This window comes from Kutzneria sp. NPDC051319 (assembly GCF_040682195.1).
Taxonomy (GTDB): Bacteria; Actinomycetota; Actinomycetes; order Mycobacteriales; family Pseudonocardiaceae; genus Kutzneria.
In genome coordinates this window covers 179,307-196,438 of record NZ_JBFBAM010000012.1, presented here as the reverse complement: position 1 = coordinate 196,438, position 17,132 = coordinate 179,307, and the positions used below count along the sequence as shown (strand labels likewise).

General features: G+C 69.6%; 14 protein-coding genes. 8 read left to right on the top strand and 6 right to left on the bottom strand.

The annotated features are described in order from the left end of the window. Positions 1-383: 383 nt before the first annotated feature. Positions 384-548, top strand: coding sequence for a hypothetical protein (locus AB0M73_RS15475; protein WP_363891260.1), 165 nt, complete (start codon positions 384-386; stop codon positions 546-548). A gap of 429 nt (positions 549-977) precedes the next feature. Further along, positions 978-1,172, top strand: a complete 195-nt coding sequence (locus AB0M73_RS15470; protein WP_363891259.1) for a hypothetical protein — start codon at positions 978-980, stop codon at positions 1,170-1,172. Between the two features lie 75 nt (positions 1,173-1,247). On the opposite strand, the gene AB0M73_RS15465 is transcribed toward AB0M73_RS15470, so the two are convergent. Together AB0M73_RS15465 and AB0M73_RS15460 are read right to left on the bottom strand one after the other, a co-directional pair. Then, positions 1,248-1,706, bottom strand: coding sequence for a helix-turn-helix domain-containing protein (locus AB0M73_RS15465; RefSeq protein ID WP_363891258.1), 459 nt, complete (start codon positions 1,704-1,706; stop codon positions 1,248-1,250). 4 nt (positions 1,707-1,710) lie between these two features. Continuing rightward, entirely contained in the window at positions 1,711-2,544 is an 834-nt protein-coding gene (locus tag AB0M73_RS15460) for an enoyl-CoA hydratase/isomerase family protein (RefSeq protein ID WP_363891257.1), read from the bottom strand. Positions 2,545-2,729: 185 nt separating this feature from the next. Between AB0M73_RS15460 and AB0M73_RS15455 the strand changes: the two genes are divergently transcribed. Further along, complete coding sequence (locus AB0M73_RS15455) at positions 2,730-3,563, top strand: alpha/beta hydrolase (RefSeq protein ID WP_363891256.1); 834 nt, start codon at positions 2,730-2,732, stop codon at positions 3,561-3,563. A 294-nt stretch (positions 3,564-3,857) separates the two neighbouring features. On the opposite strand, the gene AB0M73_RS15450 is transcribed toward AB0M73_RS15455, so the two are convergent. Continuing rightward, complete coding sequence (locus AB0M73_RS15450) at positions 3,858-6,581, bottom strand: AAA family ATPase (protein ID WP_363891255.1); 2,724 nt, start codon at positions 6,579-6,581, stop codon at positions 3,858-3,860. A 221-nt stretch (positions 6,582-6,802) separates the two neighbouring features. Here AB0M73_RS15450 and AB0M73_RS15445 point away from each other — a divergent pair, with 221 nt between their 5' ends. Together AB0M73_RS15445 and AB0M73_RS15440 are read left to right on the top strand one after the other, a co-directional pair. Further along, positions 6,803-8,095, top strand: a complete 1,293-nt coding sequence (locus tag AB0M73_RS15445; protein WP_363891254.1) for an MFS transporter — start codon at positions 6,803-6,805, stop codon at positions 8,093-8,095. Between the two features lie 14 nt (positions 8,096-8,109). Further along, positions 8,110-9,579, top strand: a complete 1,470-nt coding sequence (locus tag AB0M73_RS15440; RefSeq protein ID WP_363891253.1) for a ketol-acid reductoisomerase — start codon at positions 8,110-8,112, stop codon at positions 9,577-9,579. 4 nt (positions 9,580-9,583) lie between these two features. Here the strand turns inward: AB0M73_RS15440 and AB0M73_RS15435 are convergent, their stop codons facing one another. Continuing rightward, on the bottom strand, positions 9,584-12,367 hold the full coding sequence (locus tag AB0M73_RS15435; protein ID WP_363891252.1) for a BTAD domain-containing putative transcriptional regulator: 2,784 nt from the start codon (positions 12,365-12,367) through the stop codon (positions 9,584-9,586). Between the two features lie 5 nt (positions 12,368-12,372). Beyond that, the gene (locus AB0M73_RS15430; protein WP_363891251.1) at positions 12,373-13,584 is read right to left on the bottom strand and encodes an alpha-hydroxy acid oxidase; all 1,212 of its coding nucleotides are present in this window, start codon (positions 13,582-13,584) and stop codon (positions 12,373-12,375) included. Positions 13,585-13,656: 72 nt separating this feature from the next. Here AB0M73_RS15430 and AB0M73_RS15425 point away from each other — a divergent pair, with 72 nt between their 5' ends. Next, entirely contained in the window at positions 13,657-14,616 is a 960-nt protein-coding gene (locus tag AB0M73_RS15425; RefSeq protein ID WP_363891250.1) for an RNA methyltransferase, read from the top strand. 3 nt (positions 14,617-14,619) lie between these two features. After that, a complete protein-coding gene (locus AB0M73_RS15420; protein ID WP_363891249.1) occupies positions 14,620-15,336 on the top strand; it encodes an MgtC/SapB family protein in 717 nt (238 codons plus the stop codon). Here the strand turns inward: AB0M73_RS15420 and AB0M73_RS15415 are convergent, their stop codons facing one another. Next, a complete protein-coding gene (locus tag AB0M73_RS15415) occupies positions 15,337-15,945 on the bottom strand; it encodes a methyltransferase (RefSeq protein ID WP_363891248.1) in 609 nt (202 codons plus the stop codon). 86 nt (positions 15,946-16,031) lie between these two features. Between AB0M73_RS15415 and AB0M73_RS15410 the strand changes: the two genes are divergently transcribed. Then, positions 16,032-17,126 (top strand): crosslink repair DNA glycosylase YcaQ family protein, encoded by a 1,095-nt coding sequence (locus tag AB0M73_RS15410; protein ID WP_363891247.1) that lies wholly within the window; start codon positions 16,032-16,034, stop codon positions 17,124-17,126. Positions 17,127-17,132 lie beyond the last annotated feature (6 nt).

Here is a 17,132-nt window from a genome sequence, read left to right as displayed (position 1 = left end):
CCGAGACGGTTGCAGACCACCTCTCGTCGCCCGGGGCGACGCGGAGGTGCCGACAAAGGGCAACCGCCCACCGAAGCGCAACCGAGGCCGAGTATCGGGAGATCGAACTCGAACGACGAGTTCTGAACAGGAGAACCGAGGCAACCTTCCCCACAATCGCACATCAGCCGGAATCGAATTTTGTGCGAACATGCATTAGTGACACGCGAACGGTCGAACGATAATTTCGCAAACGCCGCATACCGTTTCCAGCAACGAACAGCAAGCACACCTGTCGTTGCCAATGGCTTGATCAGAGGAAGTGGGCGTCGGCCTCCCACGATCGCCGCATCGGGCACCGTGGGGACGCTCCGCCGACCGACAGCTTGCCGACGACGGCGGCCGTGGCCACGACCACCGAGGACCATGTCATCGGCAGATCCGAGGCCAACCACCGGGCTGACCTCCGCGTCCACGAACGCCTCGACCGGGATACCGATCCAGTGGTCGGTTTCATGATCGACCGGATGATTCTCGGCGGCGCAGATGCCTATGGGAACTCCCGATGAGGCCAACCTCGACCGAGAACCGCACACCGGCCTCCGCAATTTTCTCCGTGGCGGCGGCCGCCCGGAGAACGTTCAGCTCAGGGCTTGAGATGCCCGGAGAACTACTCTACCGCCGCGCCTATAGCGACGGGCGCGCTCCTCGACGTATGAGGCGAAGTGGTCGCCGTCGAGCAGCACGAGCCGCTTGGATTCCAGCGCATCCTCGTAGGGCCGCAGTTGGAGATCCGTACCGGGATTGGCGACATCTGGTCGGTCCACTGCCCAGGCCGGTACATCCACATCCGGCCCATCGACCTCAAGTCACCCGATTCTCGAACTCGACACCGTCGGGCAGCTGCCCTAGGTAGGCCGAGACGGCGTCCGGGTCGCAATAGAAGGCCGGGACGGCAGGATCGCCGCTGACCAGCGCGGGTCACCGGCGGTTCGCCGGTGAGTTGGGCCGCGCTCGTCGGCGTCGAACTCCTGCTCCAACACGACGCGGACGTCCGGCGGAACCCCTCGCTGACCGGCGGCGGCACCGTCGATGACGGGAACCTGTACGACGACCGCCGCGAGTCGGCGATCTGCGGCCACACGTTGACGTCGCTACGCGGCGTTCCGGTGCTGGCACCGAGGTTGCGATGATCGTGCAGCAGGACCGACGCCGACACCGCCTTCGACGATCCGCACGTCAATGCGGTCGACCATCATCCGTCTACTTCACGATGTGGAATTCCGTCGCACGGTGCGGACCTCGACGTCGTCCGCGCGGAGCAGACGGCCGTCACTCGCGCGCATCTCCAGCGGCGCGACGGGTTCGCCGTCACGGACGTCGACGAGGCTGAACCACTCCTCGCCGTCGCCGAAAAGGTGATTTTCACCGAACTGCCGAAGTGCGACGAGGACCAGTCGCAGGTCGCGGCCCTTGTCGGTGAGCTCGTACTCCTGGTACGCGCTGCCGTCCGAGCCCGGCACGCGACGCAGCAGGTCGTGTTCCACCAGTTTCGACAGTCGGGCGCTGAGGATGTTCTTGGCGCAGCCCAGGCTCTCCTGAAACTCACCGAACCGGCGAAGGCCGGCGAAGGCGTCACGCAGGATCAGCAGCGACCACCAGTCACCGACCTCGCCGAGCGTGCGCGCGATGGGACAAGTGTTGCCGCTGAAGTCGGTCTTCCGCATGCGATCAGCTTCCCAACGAGCCGATGCGGTCGCCCAACTCGAGTTCGAGCACGCCACGGGTCTGCAGCCCATCGGCGAACAACACAGCCGATCGGTCCTTCAACGACTCCGTGGCGGCGAGCCGACGGAACGTCCGCGCGTCGGCGCGAATCGACTCGGCCGGCGGAAGCGTCAAGTCGTTGAGCGTCTCTTTGACGACGCGGACCGCCTCGGGCGGAAACGACGCGATGCGACGGGCCAAGCGTGCGACGAACTCGTCCAGTTCGGCATCGGGCAGCGCCCGGTTGACCCAGCCGTACCGCTCGGCTTCTTCGGCGGTGAAGTCGTCGCCGCCCAGGATCGCCTCCATCGCTCGACCACGTCCGAGCAGGCGGGCCAGGTGCTGCATGCCGCCGGCGCCGGGCAGGGCGCCGAAGCCGATCTCCGGCTGGCCGATGATCGCGTTCTCCTGGGCGGCGAACCGCATGTCGGACGCCAGCAGGAGTTCGCTGCCGGCGCCGCGGGCGCGCCCGCGCAGCTTGCCGATCAGAACGACGGGCAGGGTGCTGAACCTGTGCAGCAGCATGCCGAGCGAGGCGTCGTCGGAACCGCCGGCCTTGGCCGCCTCGGCGGTGTACTCGGCGATCTTGGTGAGGTCGACGTGCGGCACGAAGAAGTCGCGGTCGGCGGTCTCCAGCACGACCACCCGGACGTCGTCGCCGGACTCGAGCTCACCCAGCAGCGTGACCAGGTCGCGCACGAGTTCGGGACCGATCAGATTCATCGGCGGCGCGTCGATCGCCACGGTCAGCACGCCGGGATCGGTCGGGCGCACGCGCAACGTCTGGTAGGTGGTCATCGGGGCTCCTCTCACCGTGGGACCAACACTGGCAGGTCTAGTTTAAAGTTGCAACTAGATGACAGGCGCCGTGGCCACTGACACCTCATCCGCCGGGGAGGGTGCAGTTGTTTGACTGATGAGGAGGCGGGGGCCCGTGACCGATGCTGGGTGGGGACTACCTCGGGCAGGAGAAGGAAGCCACCATGCCGTTCGTCAGGGTCGGCGAGGAGAACACGACCGACATCGAGCTGTACTACGAGGATCACGGCGCCGGCCGCCCGGTGGTGTTGATCCACGGCTACCCGCTCGACGGTCGCTCCTGGGAGAAGCAGGTGCCGTGCCTGCTCGCCGCCGGCCACCGGGTCATCACCTACGACCGCCGCGGCTTCGGCCAGTCGTCGCGGCCGACCACGGGCTACGACTACGACACCTTCGCCACGGACCTACACCGCCTCATGCTGACACTTGACCTGTCAGACGCTGTTCTGGTCGGTTTCGGCATGGGAACCGGCGAGGTGACCCGCTACCTGAGCACGTACGGCTCGCTTCGGGTGGCCAAGGCGGCGTTCCTCTCCGCCATGCAGCCTTTTCTGCTGAAAACGTCCGCCACACCGCACGGTGTTGGGCTGTCGGTCCTCGACGCCGTGCTCGCCGCCGTCAAACGGGACCGGTACGCGTACTTCAGTGCCTACTTCGCCGACTTCTACAACTTCGACGAACTTCTCGACTCCCGCGTCAGCGAGGAAGTCGTGCGGGCGAGCTGGCAGGTGGCGGTCGAGGCATCGCCGTACGCGTCGGCGGCGGCCGTGCCCACGTGGATCACCGATTTCCGCGACGACGTTCAGCAGATCGACGTGCCGGCGCTGATCGTGCACGGGACAGCCGACCGGATACTGCCGATCGACGCCACCGGGCGGCCGTTGCGCGCGATGCTGCCGGGCGCCGAATATCTGGAGATCGACGGCGCGCCGCACGGTCTGCTGTGGACACACGCCGACGAGGTCACCCGCGCGCTGGTGGAGTTCGTCGCAAAGTAGAAGTCCGACGAAGTCGAGAAGTCCGACGGGGTCGAGAAGTCCGACGGGGTCGAGAGGTTCGGCGAAGCTGTCGAGTTGGACCGAGTCGTGGACTCCGACGGGGTTGAGAAGTGCGGCGAAGTTGTGGAGTCCGGCGAAGTTGTAAAGGCGGGACGAAGTCGTGGAGTCGGACGGAGTTGCGGAGTCCGGACGGAGTCGTGGAGTCGGGACGGAGTCGTGGAGTCCGGACGAGGTTGAGAAGTTCGCGCGAAGTTCTGGAGTTCGGCGAGAAGCAGAAGTTCGGCGGAGTTGTGGTCAGCCGACAGCGGCCAGGGCGTCGCGCAGGGCGGCCCGTGAGGTGATGCCGAGCTTGGGGAAGATCTGGTACAGGTGCGCGCCGACGGTCCGGTGCGAGAGGAACAGTCGTTCGGCGATCTGCTTGTTCGTCAGCCCGGACGCCGCGAGCTGGGCGACCTCCAGCTCCTGGGGCGTCAGAGTGCTCTGAAGCGGGCCGTCCGACTTGGGCGCGGTGGACAGCCCGGCGGCGCGAAGCTCCTTCTGCGTGCGCTGCACCCAGGGCTGCGCGTCGAGCCACTCGAACGTCGCCAGGGCGTCGGCGAGCGGGCCGCGGGCCTCGACGATTGCGCGGGTACGGCGTAGGCGTTCGCCGTAGGCGAGCCGCACTCGGGCCACCTCGAACGGCCAGCGGTCCACGCCCGGCGTGGCGAGGGCCTTCTCGTACAGCCGCAGCGCCTCGTCGTCGTCCGCGCACAGCGCCTCCGCGCCGGCCGCCATGAGCGCAAACCGAGGCGACAGTGCGGCGATGTCGGCATCCTGCAACGCGCGGACGTGCGCGGTGGCCTCCGCGTGACGACCGGTGCGCACGGCCGCCTCGACAAGGTCCATGGAGCCCCACATTGCGTGCGGCACGTGCGAGGCGAGCTCGCCGGCGGGCGTCACTGCCGTGGCGTACTGGTACGCGCGCTCGTAGTCACCGCTGCCCAGGCAGGCGAGCGTGCGTGCCTGGTTGGCGTAGACGACGGCGGTGCCGGCGCCGCGGGGCGTCGCCCACCGCACGACACGCTCGCCGAGCCGGAACGCGGTGGTGGTGTCGCCGCGGGCGCCCGCAAGCAACATCACGATGTAGTCGAAGTACCAGCGGAAGAACCTGTACCCGGAGGCGTCGCACACGGCGATGCCCTCCTCGGCCGACCGCGCGGCCTCCTCCCATTCGCCGGTGAGGTAGTGGTCCAGGCAGATGATCATCAACGCCGCGAGGTGCCGCCGCGACGGACCGCCACTGCGGCCGTGCCGCACAACCCGCCACATGGCGTCGCGCACGTCCACGAGCCGGTCCAGATAGAACAGCGCGACGCCGATACGCACGATGACCGCCGGATCGGTCTCGCCGTGCGCCGCGGCGACCAGGTCGTCGGCGTCGGCGAGCGCGAGCTTTCCGGTGCGCGCGGGGTCGGCGTACGTGAGGGCGGTCAGCCGCAGCTCCGGCGGCAGCTCGGACTTTCGCCGCTCGATCGCCGTGTGGAAGCTCCGCCAGAACTCCTCACGACCGCTCCACCAGCAGACCAGCACCAGCGCGTGCAGAGCGTCGGCCAGGGCGGCGTCGTCCGGGTCGGCCTCAATGGCGCCGACGAGCAGCCGGTACGCGGTGTCCATGGAGCCGTCGTCGTTGATGAGCAGGTAGACGGCCGCAATGGCGGCGTGCAGTGTCTCGGGGCCCGCGCGGCGAGCGTCGGCGAGGAGCTCGGAGGCGTGGGCCAGCACGCCGGCACCCTCGGCGCCGATGTAGGCGGCCTCGGCGAATCGGCGACTGCGCCCCTGCCCGGGCGGACTGATGTGCGCGGCACGGGTCAGCGCCACGACTGCGCCCACGGCGTCGCCGCGCTGGAGCATGCGGTGCGCGGTCTGCTCCAGGAGTTCGGCGACACGCTCGTCGGGCCGCAGCACGGCCTCGGCCAGGTGCCACGCGAGCCGGTCGGGCTGCGACTCCAGCACGCCGGCCAGCGCACGGTGGGCCTCGCGGCGTTCCGCGCTGGTCGACACCTCCACCACGGCGGCGCGGATCAGCGGGTGCCGGAACGCGAGGCGTCCTCGACCTTCGTCCACGCGGATCAGCTGGCCGTGCTCCGCCTCGGCCAGACCGAGCAGGTCGTCGCGGACGTCTGCGGCCTGTAACACGACGTGCAGGTCGCTGCTGCCGTCGAGCGCCGCCAGCAGCACGAGGCGTCGGCACGAGTCGGACAGGCCCGTGATCCGTGACGCGTACAGCGCCCGCAGCCGGTCGGTGAGCGGCAGCACGTCGGGCAAACTGGCCTGCGCGGCCTGCTGCGGCCTGGTCAGCGCCGCCGGGAGTTCGAGCAGCGCCAGCGCGTTGCCGCGCGCCTCCTCCAGCACGCGCTGGCGCACCCGCTCCGCCAGTCCTGGGAACCGCGCGCCGACGAGCAGACGGGCGGAGTCGTCGTCGAGCGGCGGCAGCTCATACTCAGGCATGGTGCCGCAGGGGAAGACACCCTCGGCGCCGGTGCGCGACGCCGAGATGATGCTGACCCGAGTGCCGCTCAGTCGGCGTGCGACAAAACCGAGGACCCCGACGCTGGCCCGGTCGATCCACGGCAGATCGTCGATGACCAGCAACAACGGGCGCTCGACGGCCACGGTCCGCAGGAGCGTGAGCACGGCGTTGGACACGGCCATCCGGCCGGGGGCCACACCGTCGCCGAGGCCGACGGCCACGTTCAGGGCGTCGCGATACGGTCCTTCGAGCCCGTCGGCGGCGTTCATGACGGGCAGCAGCAGCTGGTTGAGGCCGGCGAACGCCATGTCCGCCTCGAACTCGACGCCGTCGGCGCGCAGAACCCGTACGCCCCGATCGGCCGCGGACCGGGCCATGGCATCGAGCACCACCGACTTGCCCACCCCGGGTTCGCCCGACAGCAACAGCGCCGTGTCGTCGCCGACCAGGAGTTCGCCGATGCGTGTCATGTCGTGCGTCCGCCCGACCAGCGTCTCGTCGTGGGCCATCGGCTCTCCCCCTTCGATGGTCGACGCACCTCTCGATCGCGGCGAAACCGAGAAGTGCGTCGAAAGACGTCACCACCGGACAGATCTTTCATCGACGAAACTAACAAGCCCGCATATACGGTCCGTAGATGCCGGGAAACCGGCTCCGATGCGGCACGGTTCGGTTACCCGATCGGCCAGTGGGGTTGCCCCATCATCGGCGCTGTCCCAGCATGGCCCGCGTGACCAGCACGCCCGGCATCGGCCGGATCGCCGTCGGCAGCTTCATCGGCACCGCGATCGAGTTCTACGACTTCTACATCTACGGCACAGCAACGGCGCTGGTGCTCAACTCCACCTTCTTCCCGACTCTGGCCCCGGTGAACGCCACCCTGGCGGCCTTCGCGACCTTCGCCGTCGCCTTCATCGGACGGCCGCTCGGTTCCCTGCTGTTCGGCCACTTCGGCGACCGCGTCGGCCGTAAGGCAACACTTGTTGCCTCACTGCTGACCATGGGCCTGTCCACTGTGGCCATCGGCCTGTTGCCCGGCTATGCCACGCTCGGCGTCGCCGCGCCGGTGCTCCTGGTGCTGCTGCGCTTCCTCCAGGGCATCGGCCTCGGCGGCGAGTGGGGCGGCGCCGCACTGCTGGCCGTGGAGAACGCGCCCGCCGGCAAGCGATCCTGGTACGCGACCTTCCCTCAGCTCGGGCCGTCGATCGGCTTCTTCGCCGCCAACGGACTGTTCCTCGGCCTGTCCGCGCTGCTGTCGGACGACGCGTTCCACGCGTGGGGCTGGCGGATCCCGTTCCTGGCCTCGGCCGTGCTGGTCGCCGTGGGGCTGGTGGTGCGACTACGGCTGGCCGAGACGCCCGTGTTCGCCGAGGTGGTGCGCCGGCGTGAGCAGAGCCGGATGCCGCTGGTCGACATGCTGCGCAAGGCGCCGGCCCGGCTGCTGCTCGGCGGCGGCACGATCATCACCTGTTACGTCATCTTCTACGTCACCACGACGTTCTGCCTGTCGTACGTGACCACCACGCTGAAGATGCCCAGATCGGAGGCGCTGGGCCTGCTGATCGCGGCGATCTGGGCGATGGCGTTGACAACGGTGCTGTCCTGCCTGGCCGGCGACCGCTTCGGCCGCAAACCGGTGCTGATCACCGGCTGCGTGGCCACGGGCGTCATCGGCCTGGTCATGTTCCCGCTGCTCGGGGCCGGCACCGCGCTGTCGGTCGGCATCGCGTTCGCGCTGGGCCTGGCCGTCATGGGCTGGGTGTACGGGCCGCTCGGCGCCTTCCTGCCGGAGCTGTTCGACGCGCGCTACCGGTATTCGGCGTCGTCGTTCGCGTACAACTTGGGCGGCGTGCTCGGCGGTGCGTTGGCCCCGACCATCGCGGCCGCGCTGGCCGCCGGCTCCGGCACGACCGCCGTCGGTTGGTACGTCGCGGGCTCGGCGGTCGTCAGCCTGCTGTGCGTGCTCGGGCTTCCCGAGACCCGGCACGTTTCCACCGAACTTCCCGCCCGCGTCGGCGCTTGAGGAGAACCACCGCCATGGACCTGGATTTCGACACCAAGGTGTTCGACAAGGAGTACATCGCCGTCGCGGACCGGCAGGAGCCGATCGTGCGCGGCGGCCGTCACCTGTTCGACCGGCTGCCGGCGGCCTTCGACGGTGTGCGGCAGCTGGGCGTCATCGGCTGGGGCCCGCAGGGTTCGGCGCAGGCGCAGAACCTGCGCGACTCGCTGGGCGACGCTGTGCGCGTGGCCGTCGGTCTGCGGCGGGGCTCGGCGTCGTGGGACGCCGCCGTGCAGGCGGGCTTCTCACCCGAGGACGGCACGCTCGGCGAGATGTTCGACGTCATCCGCGACTCCGACATGGTGATCCTGCTGATCTCGGACGGCGCGATGGCCGAGACCTATGAAGAGGTGTTCACGGCGATGAAGCCCGGCACCACGCTGGGACTGTCGCACGGTTTCCTGCTCGGCCACCTCGACTTGGTGGGCGGCGAGTTCCCCGCCGACGTCGACGTGATCGCCGTCTGTCCGAAGGGCATGGGCGCCTCGGTCCGCGCGCTCTACCTCCAGGGGCAGGACGTCAACGGCGCCGGCATCAACGCCAGTTTCGCGGTGCACCAGGACGTCACCGGCCGGGCGGTCGACCGCGCGCTGGGCTGGTCGGTGGGCCTCGGCGCGCCGTACACGTTCCGGACCACGCTGCGTTCCGAGTACCTCTCGGATCTGTCCGGCGAGCGCGGCATCCTGGCCGGCGGCCTGCACGGCATCGTCGAGAGCCTCTACCGGCGGTTCCGCGACCACGGCATGAGCGACGAGGATGCCTTCCGGCACTCCGCCGAGTCCGTCACCGGCCCGATCTCGCGCATCATCTCCCGCGACGGCATGCTCGGCGTCTACCGAATGCTCGACTCCGACGAAAAGCAGACTTTCGCCGAGGCGTACTCGGTCAGTTACCCGGTCGGACTGGAGCTGATCCATGAGATCTACGACGAGGTCCGCTCCGGCGATGAGGTGCGCAGCGTCGTGCTGGCCGGCAAGCGGCTGCCGCGGTTCCCGATGGGCAAGATCGACCAGGCCGACATGTGGCGGGTGGGCCAGAAGGTGCGGGCCGACCGGGTGCCCGACGAGATTCCGCTCGACCCGTTCACCGCCGGCGTGTTCATCGGCGTGATGATGGCGCAGATCGACGCGCTGCTGGAGTTCGGCCACCCGTACTCGGAGATCGCCAACGAGTCGGTGATCGAGGCCGTGGACTCCCTCAACCCCTACATGCACGCCCGCGGCATCGCCTACCTGGTGGACAACTGCTCCATCACCGCTCGGCTCGGCGCGCGCAAGTGGGCGCCCCGCTTCGACTACGCGTTGACGCAGCGCGCCTACCCCGTCATCGACGACGAGCAGACCGTCGACATCGGGAAGTTCGGCGAATTCGAGAACCACGTCGTGCATGAGGTGCTGCGGGTGTGCGCCGGCATGCGGCCGTCCGTCGACATCTTCGTCGAGTGACGGGTCACTGCTCGACGGTCAGCAACTGGGCCCAGTCCTCGACCCTGATCGTCGGGCCCATCGCGGCCGGGCACAGCGTGCGCTGAATGGCGGCGGCGCGGCGGAGGACGTCACCGGCCTCCGCCCGCCGCTCCAGCGCCAGCAGGCAGGCGCTGATCCGCAGCAGCACGGAGACCTCGTCGGCGTCGGCCCGCAGTTCGGCGAAGGCCTTCACCGCGTTCTGGTAGGCGCCGACCGCGTCCTCGTACTGGCCGAGGCGGTAGTAGGCCTCGCCGAGCACCTCCCACGCGCCGACCAACTCGCCGGTGTCGCCGGCGGGCAGCAGCAGGAGCGCCTCGTACACCAGCGGCACGGCCTCCGCGTCGCGGCCGATCATGCTGTAGTACCGAGCCATCGTCATGGTCGCGACGCCCACGCCAGGGCCCCAACCCAGCCCGCGGAACAGGTCACGGGCGCGCGCGGCGTGTTCCAGCGCGCGCTCGGGGGCGTGGTCCAACTCTTCGACCCATGTGTACTGCCGCAGCGTGTACGCCAACGCCGCGGTGCAGCCGGCTTGCTCGAACAACGCGAGGGCTTCGTCGATGTGCTTGCGCGCGGACTTGAGGCGCGAAAGCCGGCAGTCGGCGCGAGAGAGCCCGCGATGGGCGTACGCCATGCCGATCCGGCTGCCGGCCCCCGTCGCCGACCGCAGGGCGATGGCGTGGGCGTCGAGGAGGTCGTACCAGTGCTGCTGGCGGTCCTGGAAGTGCCGAAGTGCCCACGCGAAGCGCCACGCGTGCTCGTGCAGTCCGTACGCGGCCATGAGTTCCAGCACGCGCATCGCCGACGCCTGCTCGTCGACGTACCAGCGCACGGCCTGCTCCTGGTCGGCCAGGTCCGTCGGCACGACGCCGGCCGCCTGCTCGCACGGCGCCGGGGCGTCGTTCTGCGTCGACAATCGACGGGCCGCACTGTCGGCGGTCAGCAGATAATGGTCGGCGAGGCGACCGAATGCCGCTTCGCATTCGGCCGTGCCTTCCAACTGCTCGGTGGCGTACGCACGCAGTAGGTCGTGCCAGCCGTAGCGGCCGGGCGCGACCTCCGTCACTAGGTGAACGTCCGTAACCTTACGCAGCAAAGCTGACGCCTCGCGCACCGAAACCGCCGCCAGACTGGCCGCCGCATGCAGGCCAACGGTCGGTCCAGGGTGCAGCGCCAACAGTCGGAACATGCGCGCCGCGCCGTCCGACAGGGATGCGTACGAAGATCTCAGCACCGCACGAATATCGACGCTCGGGTCGGAGGCGGCGAAGGCGTCGAGGGAGAACTGCGGGCCGAACAGCGACGCCACGATGTCGGCAAGCGGGAACTCGCTCGATTGAGCGAGGATCCGCGTGCACACAATGGACAGCGCCAGCGGCAGTCGCGCGCAGCGGTCGACGATCGCGTCCGTGGCGTCGGGTTCGGCGGCGATGCGGTCCGCGCCGAGGCGTTGCGACAGCAGGTCGACGGCGTCGCCACGGCTGAGCAGATCCAGCGTGATCGGCCGCGCGCCGGTGGCGGCGACGACGCCGTCGAGGCGTCCTCGGCTCGTCACGATGACGAGCGAACGCGAACGCCCGGGCAGCAGCGGCAGCACCTGCGCGGACTCCCGCGCGTTGTCGAGCAGCAGCAGGCAGCGGCGGTCGGCCAGCAGGCTGCGGTAAAGACCGATCCGCGCCTCCGGCTCCGCGGGCACCAGCGCAGCGGGTACTCCCAGTGCCTGAAGGAAGTCGCGCACGGCGTCGTTCGGGTCGACCGCGACCGGGTCATAGCCACGCAGGTTCACGTACAGCTGGCCGTCGGGAAATCGTGAGGCGACCTCATGAGCCCAGTGCAGCGCGAACGCCGTCTTGCCGACGCCGGCCATGCCCTGGATGACGGTGACGATCGTGCGGTCGGGGGCGTCCTCGCCGGGCATGCTGCGGTTCGCCTCGGCCAGCGCGTGAGACCGCCCCGCGAAGACGGGCAGGTCAGATGGCAGCTGTGCGGGCGGCACAGCCGGTAACGCCTGCCGCGCTTTCGGTTCCAGCTCCGGATCGCCGTGCAGCATGTGCTCGTACAGCATGCGCAGGCGGGCGCCGGGGTCGACGCCGAGCTCCTCGCGCAGCTGCCGCCGGATCTGGTCGTACGCCAGCATTGCCTCGGCCTGCCGGCCCGAGCGGCACATCGCCAGCACCAGCAGCTCGTGCATGGACTCACGCAGCGGCTCGCCGGCGGCGAGGACCTGAAGCTGGTCCACGATCTCGGCGTGCCGGCCGAGGTCGAGCTCGGCGCGGAACAGGTCCTCCAGGACGGTCAGCCGGCGCTGCCGCATGCGAGCGCGCTCGGCTTCCACGTACTCGCCGGGCAGCCCCGCCAGCGCCGTGCCGTTGCACAGCGAGATCGCCGCACGGAAGTCCCGCACGGCATCGTCCGGCCGCGCCTCGTCGAGCGCGACGGCGGCACGGTCCACGAACTCCTGGAACTTGCCCACGTCGGTGGCGGTCGGCGGCAGATCGAGGCGGTAGCCGTTGCTGTCGTGCACGAGCAGGTGCTGGTCGTCGCCGAGGGCACGGCGCAGGCGGTGGATGTAGGTACGCACCGTGGCGACCGCGGACGAGGGGGCGTCGGTGCCCCACAGCGCAGTGGCGAGCTGCTCCGGCGTCTGCGGCTTCCCGTCGCTCAGCAGCAGCATTGCCAGCACCGTGCGCTGCTGCGGCGGCCCGAGCTGGAGTTCCTCCCCGTCCCGCCAACCGCGGACCGGGCCAAGCAGTCTGAAGTCGAGCACGGCGCCTACCGCAGCCGCGCGTGGCTGGGTCGCAGGTCGCTGACGGCACGCACGCCGAGCAGTTGCATCGTCCGCACGATCTCCTTGCGCAGGATGTCCACAGTGCGCTGCACGCCGCGCTCGCCGCCGGCCATCAGCCCGTACAGGTAGGCGCGACCGATCAGGCACAGGTCGGCGCCCATCGCCCGGGCGGCCACGATGTCCGCGCCGGACAGGATGCCGGTGTCCAGCCAGACCTCGGCGTCCCCCTTCACCTGGTCCACGACCTGCGGCAGCAGCTCCAGCGGCGTCGGCGCGCGATCGAGCTGCCGGCCGCCGTGGTTGGACAGCAGCACCGCGTCGGCGCCGTGCTTGACGACGTCGCGGGCGTCGTCGACGTTCTGGATGCCCTTGACCACGAGCTTGCCGGGCCACATCTCGCGCACCCAGTCCAGGTCGTCGAAGTTCAGTGTCGGGTCGAACATCGAGTTGATGAGGTCCTCGACCGTGCCGCCCCACTCGGTGAGCGAGGCGAACGTCAGCGGCTCGGTCGTGAGCAGGTTGAACCACCACGCCGGATGCGTGGCGCCGTCGAGGAAGGTCCGCAGCGTCAACGCGGGCGGGATAGTCAGGCCGTTGCGCACGTCCCGCATGCGTGCACCGCCGACCGGCGTGTCGACCGTGAGCAGCACCGTGTCGTAGCCGGCGGCATGCGCGCGCTGCAACAGCTCACGGCCCGCGCCCTTGTCACGCCACACGTACAGCTGGAACCACTTGCGCGCGTCGGGGGCGACAGCCGCAACGTCCTCTATGGACGTGGTGCCCATCGTGGACAGTGCGAACGGAATGCCGGCGCGCTGCGCGACCTTGACGACAGCGCGCTCTCCCTCGTGGTTCATCATCCGCGTGAACCCCGTGGGCGCGAAGGCGAACGGCAGTGCGCTGCGGTGGCCCAACACCTCGACACTGGTGTCCGGGTCGGCGACACCGCGCAGCACGTTGGGCCGGAACTCGACGCGCCGGAAGGCCGTGCGCGCACGGCGGAGGCTGTCCTCCATCTCGGCGGCGCCGTCGGTGTAGTCGAACACCGCGCGCGGCGTGCGCAGACGGGCGATCGTGCGCAGGTCCGCGATCGTGTGCGCGGCGGCCAGCCGACGCTCCGTGGGGTCCAGCACGAGCGGCTTCGGCCGGAGCAACTGCGCCAGCTCGCGTGGACGCGGCAGACGGCGTTCGGTCACGGCGCACCTTCCTCACTGTCTGGACACAGCCTAAGCGCTGGTCCGACCGAACCGGCCGATACGGTCGTCGCCGTGCCAGCAGTCATCACGTCGCTCAAGGACGACCACCTCCAGCAGGTCCGGGCCCTCGCCAACCGGACGGGACGGGCCGAGGCCGGCGGCTGCCTGTTGGAAGGCGCCGTGCTCATCACCCAGGCGGTGGAGGCCGGCGCGGCGCTGCGGTTCGTGCTCGCGGCCGAGGGCGCCGCCGACCCGGTGACCTCGCTGCTGGCCGAGGCGCATGTGCCGGTAATGCTGGTGAAGGAGTCAGTGCTGCGGCAGGCGGTGCGGCTGAACCGGGCCGTCTCCTGGCTGGCCGTCGCCGAGCTGGCCGCCGTCGCCGGCGACGACCAGCCGTACGGGGACTTCGCCGTCGTGCTGGACAATGTGCTCGATCCCGGCAATCTGGGCACAATCGTGCGGACGGCTGTCGGCCTCGGCGTCGCCGACATCGTCTGCACCGACCCGGAGACGGACCTGACCAGCCGCCGCGTGCTGGACGCCTCGCGGGCGGCGGTGCTGCGGGCCCGCCTGCGTCGCTACGACACGCCGGTTGAGGCGGTGCGTGACCTGCGTGAACGCGGCTTCGAGGTGGTCGCCACCTCGGGTCGTGCCGACACGCTGCAGGGGTCGGTGCCGTTGAGCGGCCGGCCGGTCGCCCTCATCGTCGGCAACGAGACCGACGGTGTCGGCGACGAGGTGCTGGAGCTGGCCGACCACGTGGTCCGAATCCCGATGTCGGGCGACGTCGAGTCGCTCAACGTCGGCGTCGCCACCGGCATCAGCCTGTACGAACTGCGCACCCGCATGGCGCTGGCCATGCTCGGGCCGGTCGTCGGCGAGCTCGTCGGCGCCGTCTCCGAGCTGCGGGAGCCCAGGTACGTGGGAGAGGATGCCGAGGAACGGGCCCTGGCCGGTTTCAGCGAGGCGGAGCGGGCGCAGTTCGGCGACTTTCTCCGCCGCATGCGGGAGAACCTGCGACGAAAGAAGTGAGCGATGAACGAGCTGGTGACGTTCGGCGAACCGTCCGGGCAGGGTTGGACGCAGATCTTCGAACTGCTCACCGCGCTCGTGTTGTGCTCGCTGATCGGCCTTGAGCGGGAACTCAAGCAGAAGAGCGCCGGACTTCGCACGCTCACACTGGTCGGACTGGGCGCGGCGCTGTTCCTGCTGATCAGCAAATACGGATTCACCGACGTGCTGGTCGAGGGCCGGATCGTGCTGGACCCGTCCCGGGTCGCGGCGCAGATCGTGTCCGGCATCGGTTTCATCGGCGCTGGCCTGATCTTCGTCCGGCAGAACATCGTGCGTGGGCTGACCACGGCTGCCGTGGTGTGGGTGAGCGTCGCCGTCGGCTGCGCCTGCGCGGCCGGGCTGCCGCTGCTGGCGGCGTTCGTCACCGCCGCGCATTTCCTGGTGGTGTACGGATATCCGCCGCTGGTCCGGCTGCTCACCCGATCGCGTCCGGCGACCACCGTGGTGCGCACCAGCTACCGGGACGGCGAAGGCGCGCTGCGCGACATCCTGGAGCTCGTCACGTCATCCGGGTACGTCGTCGAGCACGCCTCGACCAATCGGAACGAGTCGACCAACGTCATCGACCTGCGGTTGCGGCTGGTCGGCCCGCGGCAGCTGACCGCGCTCGTGACCGGCCTGTCCGATCAGCGCGGCGTGCTGGCGGTCGACACCGGCGAGGCCGACACCGAGGAGTGATCAGGTCTTGGGCCCGGCGGCGAGCACGCGATAGCCCTTGTCGGTGGCGATGCGCCGGGTCGAGTGGCCCTGCTCGGTCAGCCACTTGGCCAGGGAATCCGACCCGAGGTTCTTCTGCACCACCAGATACGCGACGCCGTCCGGCAGCAAGCGGTCCAGCCAGTGCAGCAGCAGCTCGTGCAGCGCCTGCTTGCCGATGCGGATCGGCGGGTTCGAGTAGACCGCCGCGAACCGCGCGTCCGCTGGAACCTCCTCGGGCAGCAGGCAGGTGATCGTGTCGAGGCCAGCCGCCTTCGCGTTGGCACGGGCCAGCTCCAGCGACCTCGTGTTCACATCGACGCCGATGATCTTCCGGCCCGGGTAGCGCTTGGCCAGTGTCAGCGCGATCGGGCCGTAGCCGCAGCCGACATCGAGCAGGTGGCCGTCGACGGTCGGCGCCGGCGCGTTCTCCAGCAGCACCCTCGTGCCGGGATCGAGCTGCTTCGGCGAGAACACCCCGGCGTCGGTGGTCAACTTCAACGTCAGGTCGGGCAGCTCGACGGTAAGCAGCCGTGGGTCGCTGACCGCGTTCGGATCGGCGGTGAAGTAGTGCTGGTGCTGCTCGGTCACGCGACGATGGTAGTCAGGGCGGTCCGCACCGATTCGCGCCGCCGATCCTGACAGCGGATGGCAGTCTTTCGGGTGATGATGGCCGGGTGACCAGAACCGTCAGCCGCGACCAGGTGCTGTGGTACCGCGTCCGTCAGCAAGGGCTGCTCCGCGACAGCGAGGATCCGGCCGTGCTGGACATCGGCCTTCAGGACACCCAGGCCGGCTCCGCCAAGCTCGCGCTGGCCGCCCGCACCATCGGACCGGTCAGTCTTGACGGGTACGAGCTGGCGTGGACGCTGCGTGGCGCCCCGTACCACCACCGGCCCGGTGAACTTCGGCGGTGGGCCGGCGAGCTGTGGCCGTGGAGCGACACCGACGCGCGGGCCCGGCTCATGTGGCAGAAGTCCCGGACCGTCACCGACGGGCTGTCCGCGCTGGAGACGTACCGGCTGATCGCGGAGTCGATGCGCCAGGTCGTGACCAAGCCGATGACCAAGGGCGCGGCCAGCGCCGAGGTCACCAAGCTGATGCCGCCCGGCCAGCTGAAGGACTGTCCGGCGTGTAAGGCAACACATGTATACGAACAGCCGTTTCGGCTCGGTGCGCTGCCGGGCGGCATACGGCTGCGGGCCGGCGAGACCGGGCTGCTGCTGGAGCCGCTGCCCAAGCGCGGACCGATTCCGACGAAATCCACCAATCCGCACGGACTCGTGCACCGCTATCTCCGATTCCTCGGACCGGCGACGCCCACCGAGGTGGCGAAGTGGCTCGACACGTCGACGGCCAACGTCCGCGACATCTGGCCCGACGGCCTCGCCGAGGTTTCCGTCGACGGTCGACGTGCGTGGCTGCCCGAGGGAAATGTCGACGAACTTCTCGACTGCGACCGAGTGGAGCTCGTCCGCCTGCTGCCGGCGATGGACCCGTTCCTCCAAGCCCGCGACCATGACCTGCTGGTGCCCGACAAGGCGGAGCAGAAGGCGCTGTGGACGATCCTCGGCAATCCGGGCGCACTTCTGGTCGACGGCCAGATCGGTGGAATGTGGCGGGCGAGGCTCGTCGGCCGCAAGAAGCTGGAGGTCACCGTCACCTCGTTCGACGCCGACATCGACCCCTCACTGCGTGACGACGTGCAGGCCGAGGCCGACCGGATCGCCGACGTTCGTGGAGTGCCGACGGCGGTCGTCCGGTTCGTCTGACCCACA

What these genes read in the sequence shown, in the direction of transcription:
- AB0M73_RS15465 (WP_363891258.1), bottom strand. Translation starts at nt 1,706, where the DNA reads ATGCGGAAGACCGACTTCAGCGGCAACACTTGTCCCATCGCGCGCACG.
- AB0M73_RS15460 (WP_363891257.1), bottom strand. Translation starts at nt 2,544, where the DNA reads ATGACCACCTACCAGACGTTGCGCGTGCGCCCGACCGATCCCGGCGTG.
- AB0M73_RS15455 (WP_363891256.1), top strand. Translation starts at nt 2,730, where the DNA reads ATGCCGTTCGTCAGGGTCGGCGAGGAGAACACGACCGACATCGAGCTG.
- AB0M73_RS15450 (WP_363891255.1), bottom strand. Translation starts at nt 6,581, where the DNA reads ATGGCCCACGACGAGACGCTGGTCGGGCGGACGCACGACATGACACGC.
- AB0M73_RS15440 (WP_363891253.1), top strand. Translation starts at nt 8,110, where the DNA reads ATGGACCTGGATTTCGACACCAAGGTGTTCGACAAGGAGTACATCGCC.
- AB0M73_RS15420 (WP_363891249.1), top strand. Translation starts at nt 14,620, where the DNA reads ATGAACGAGCTGGTGACGTTCGGCGAACCGTCCGGGCAGGGTTGGACG.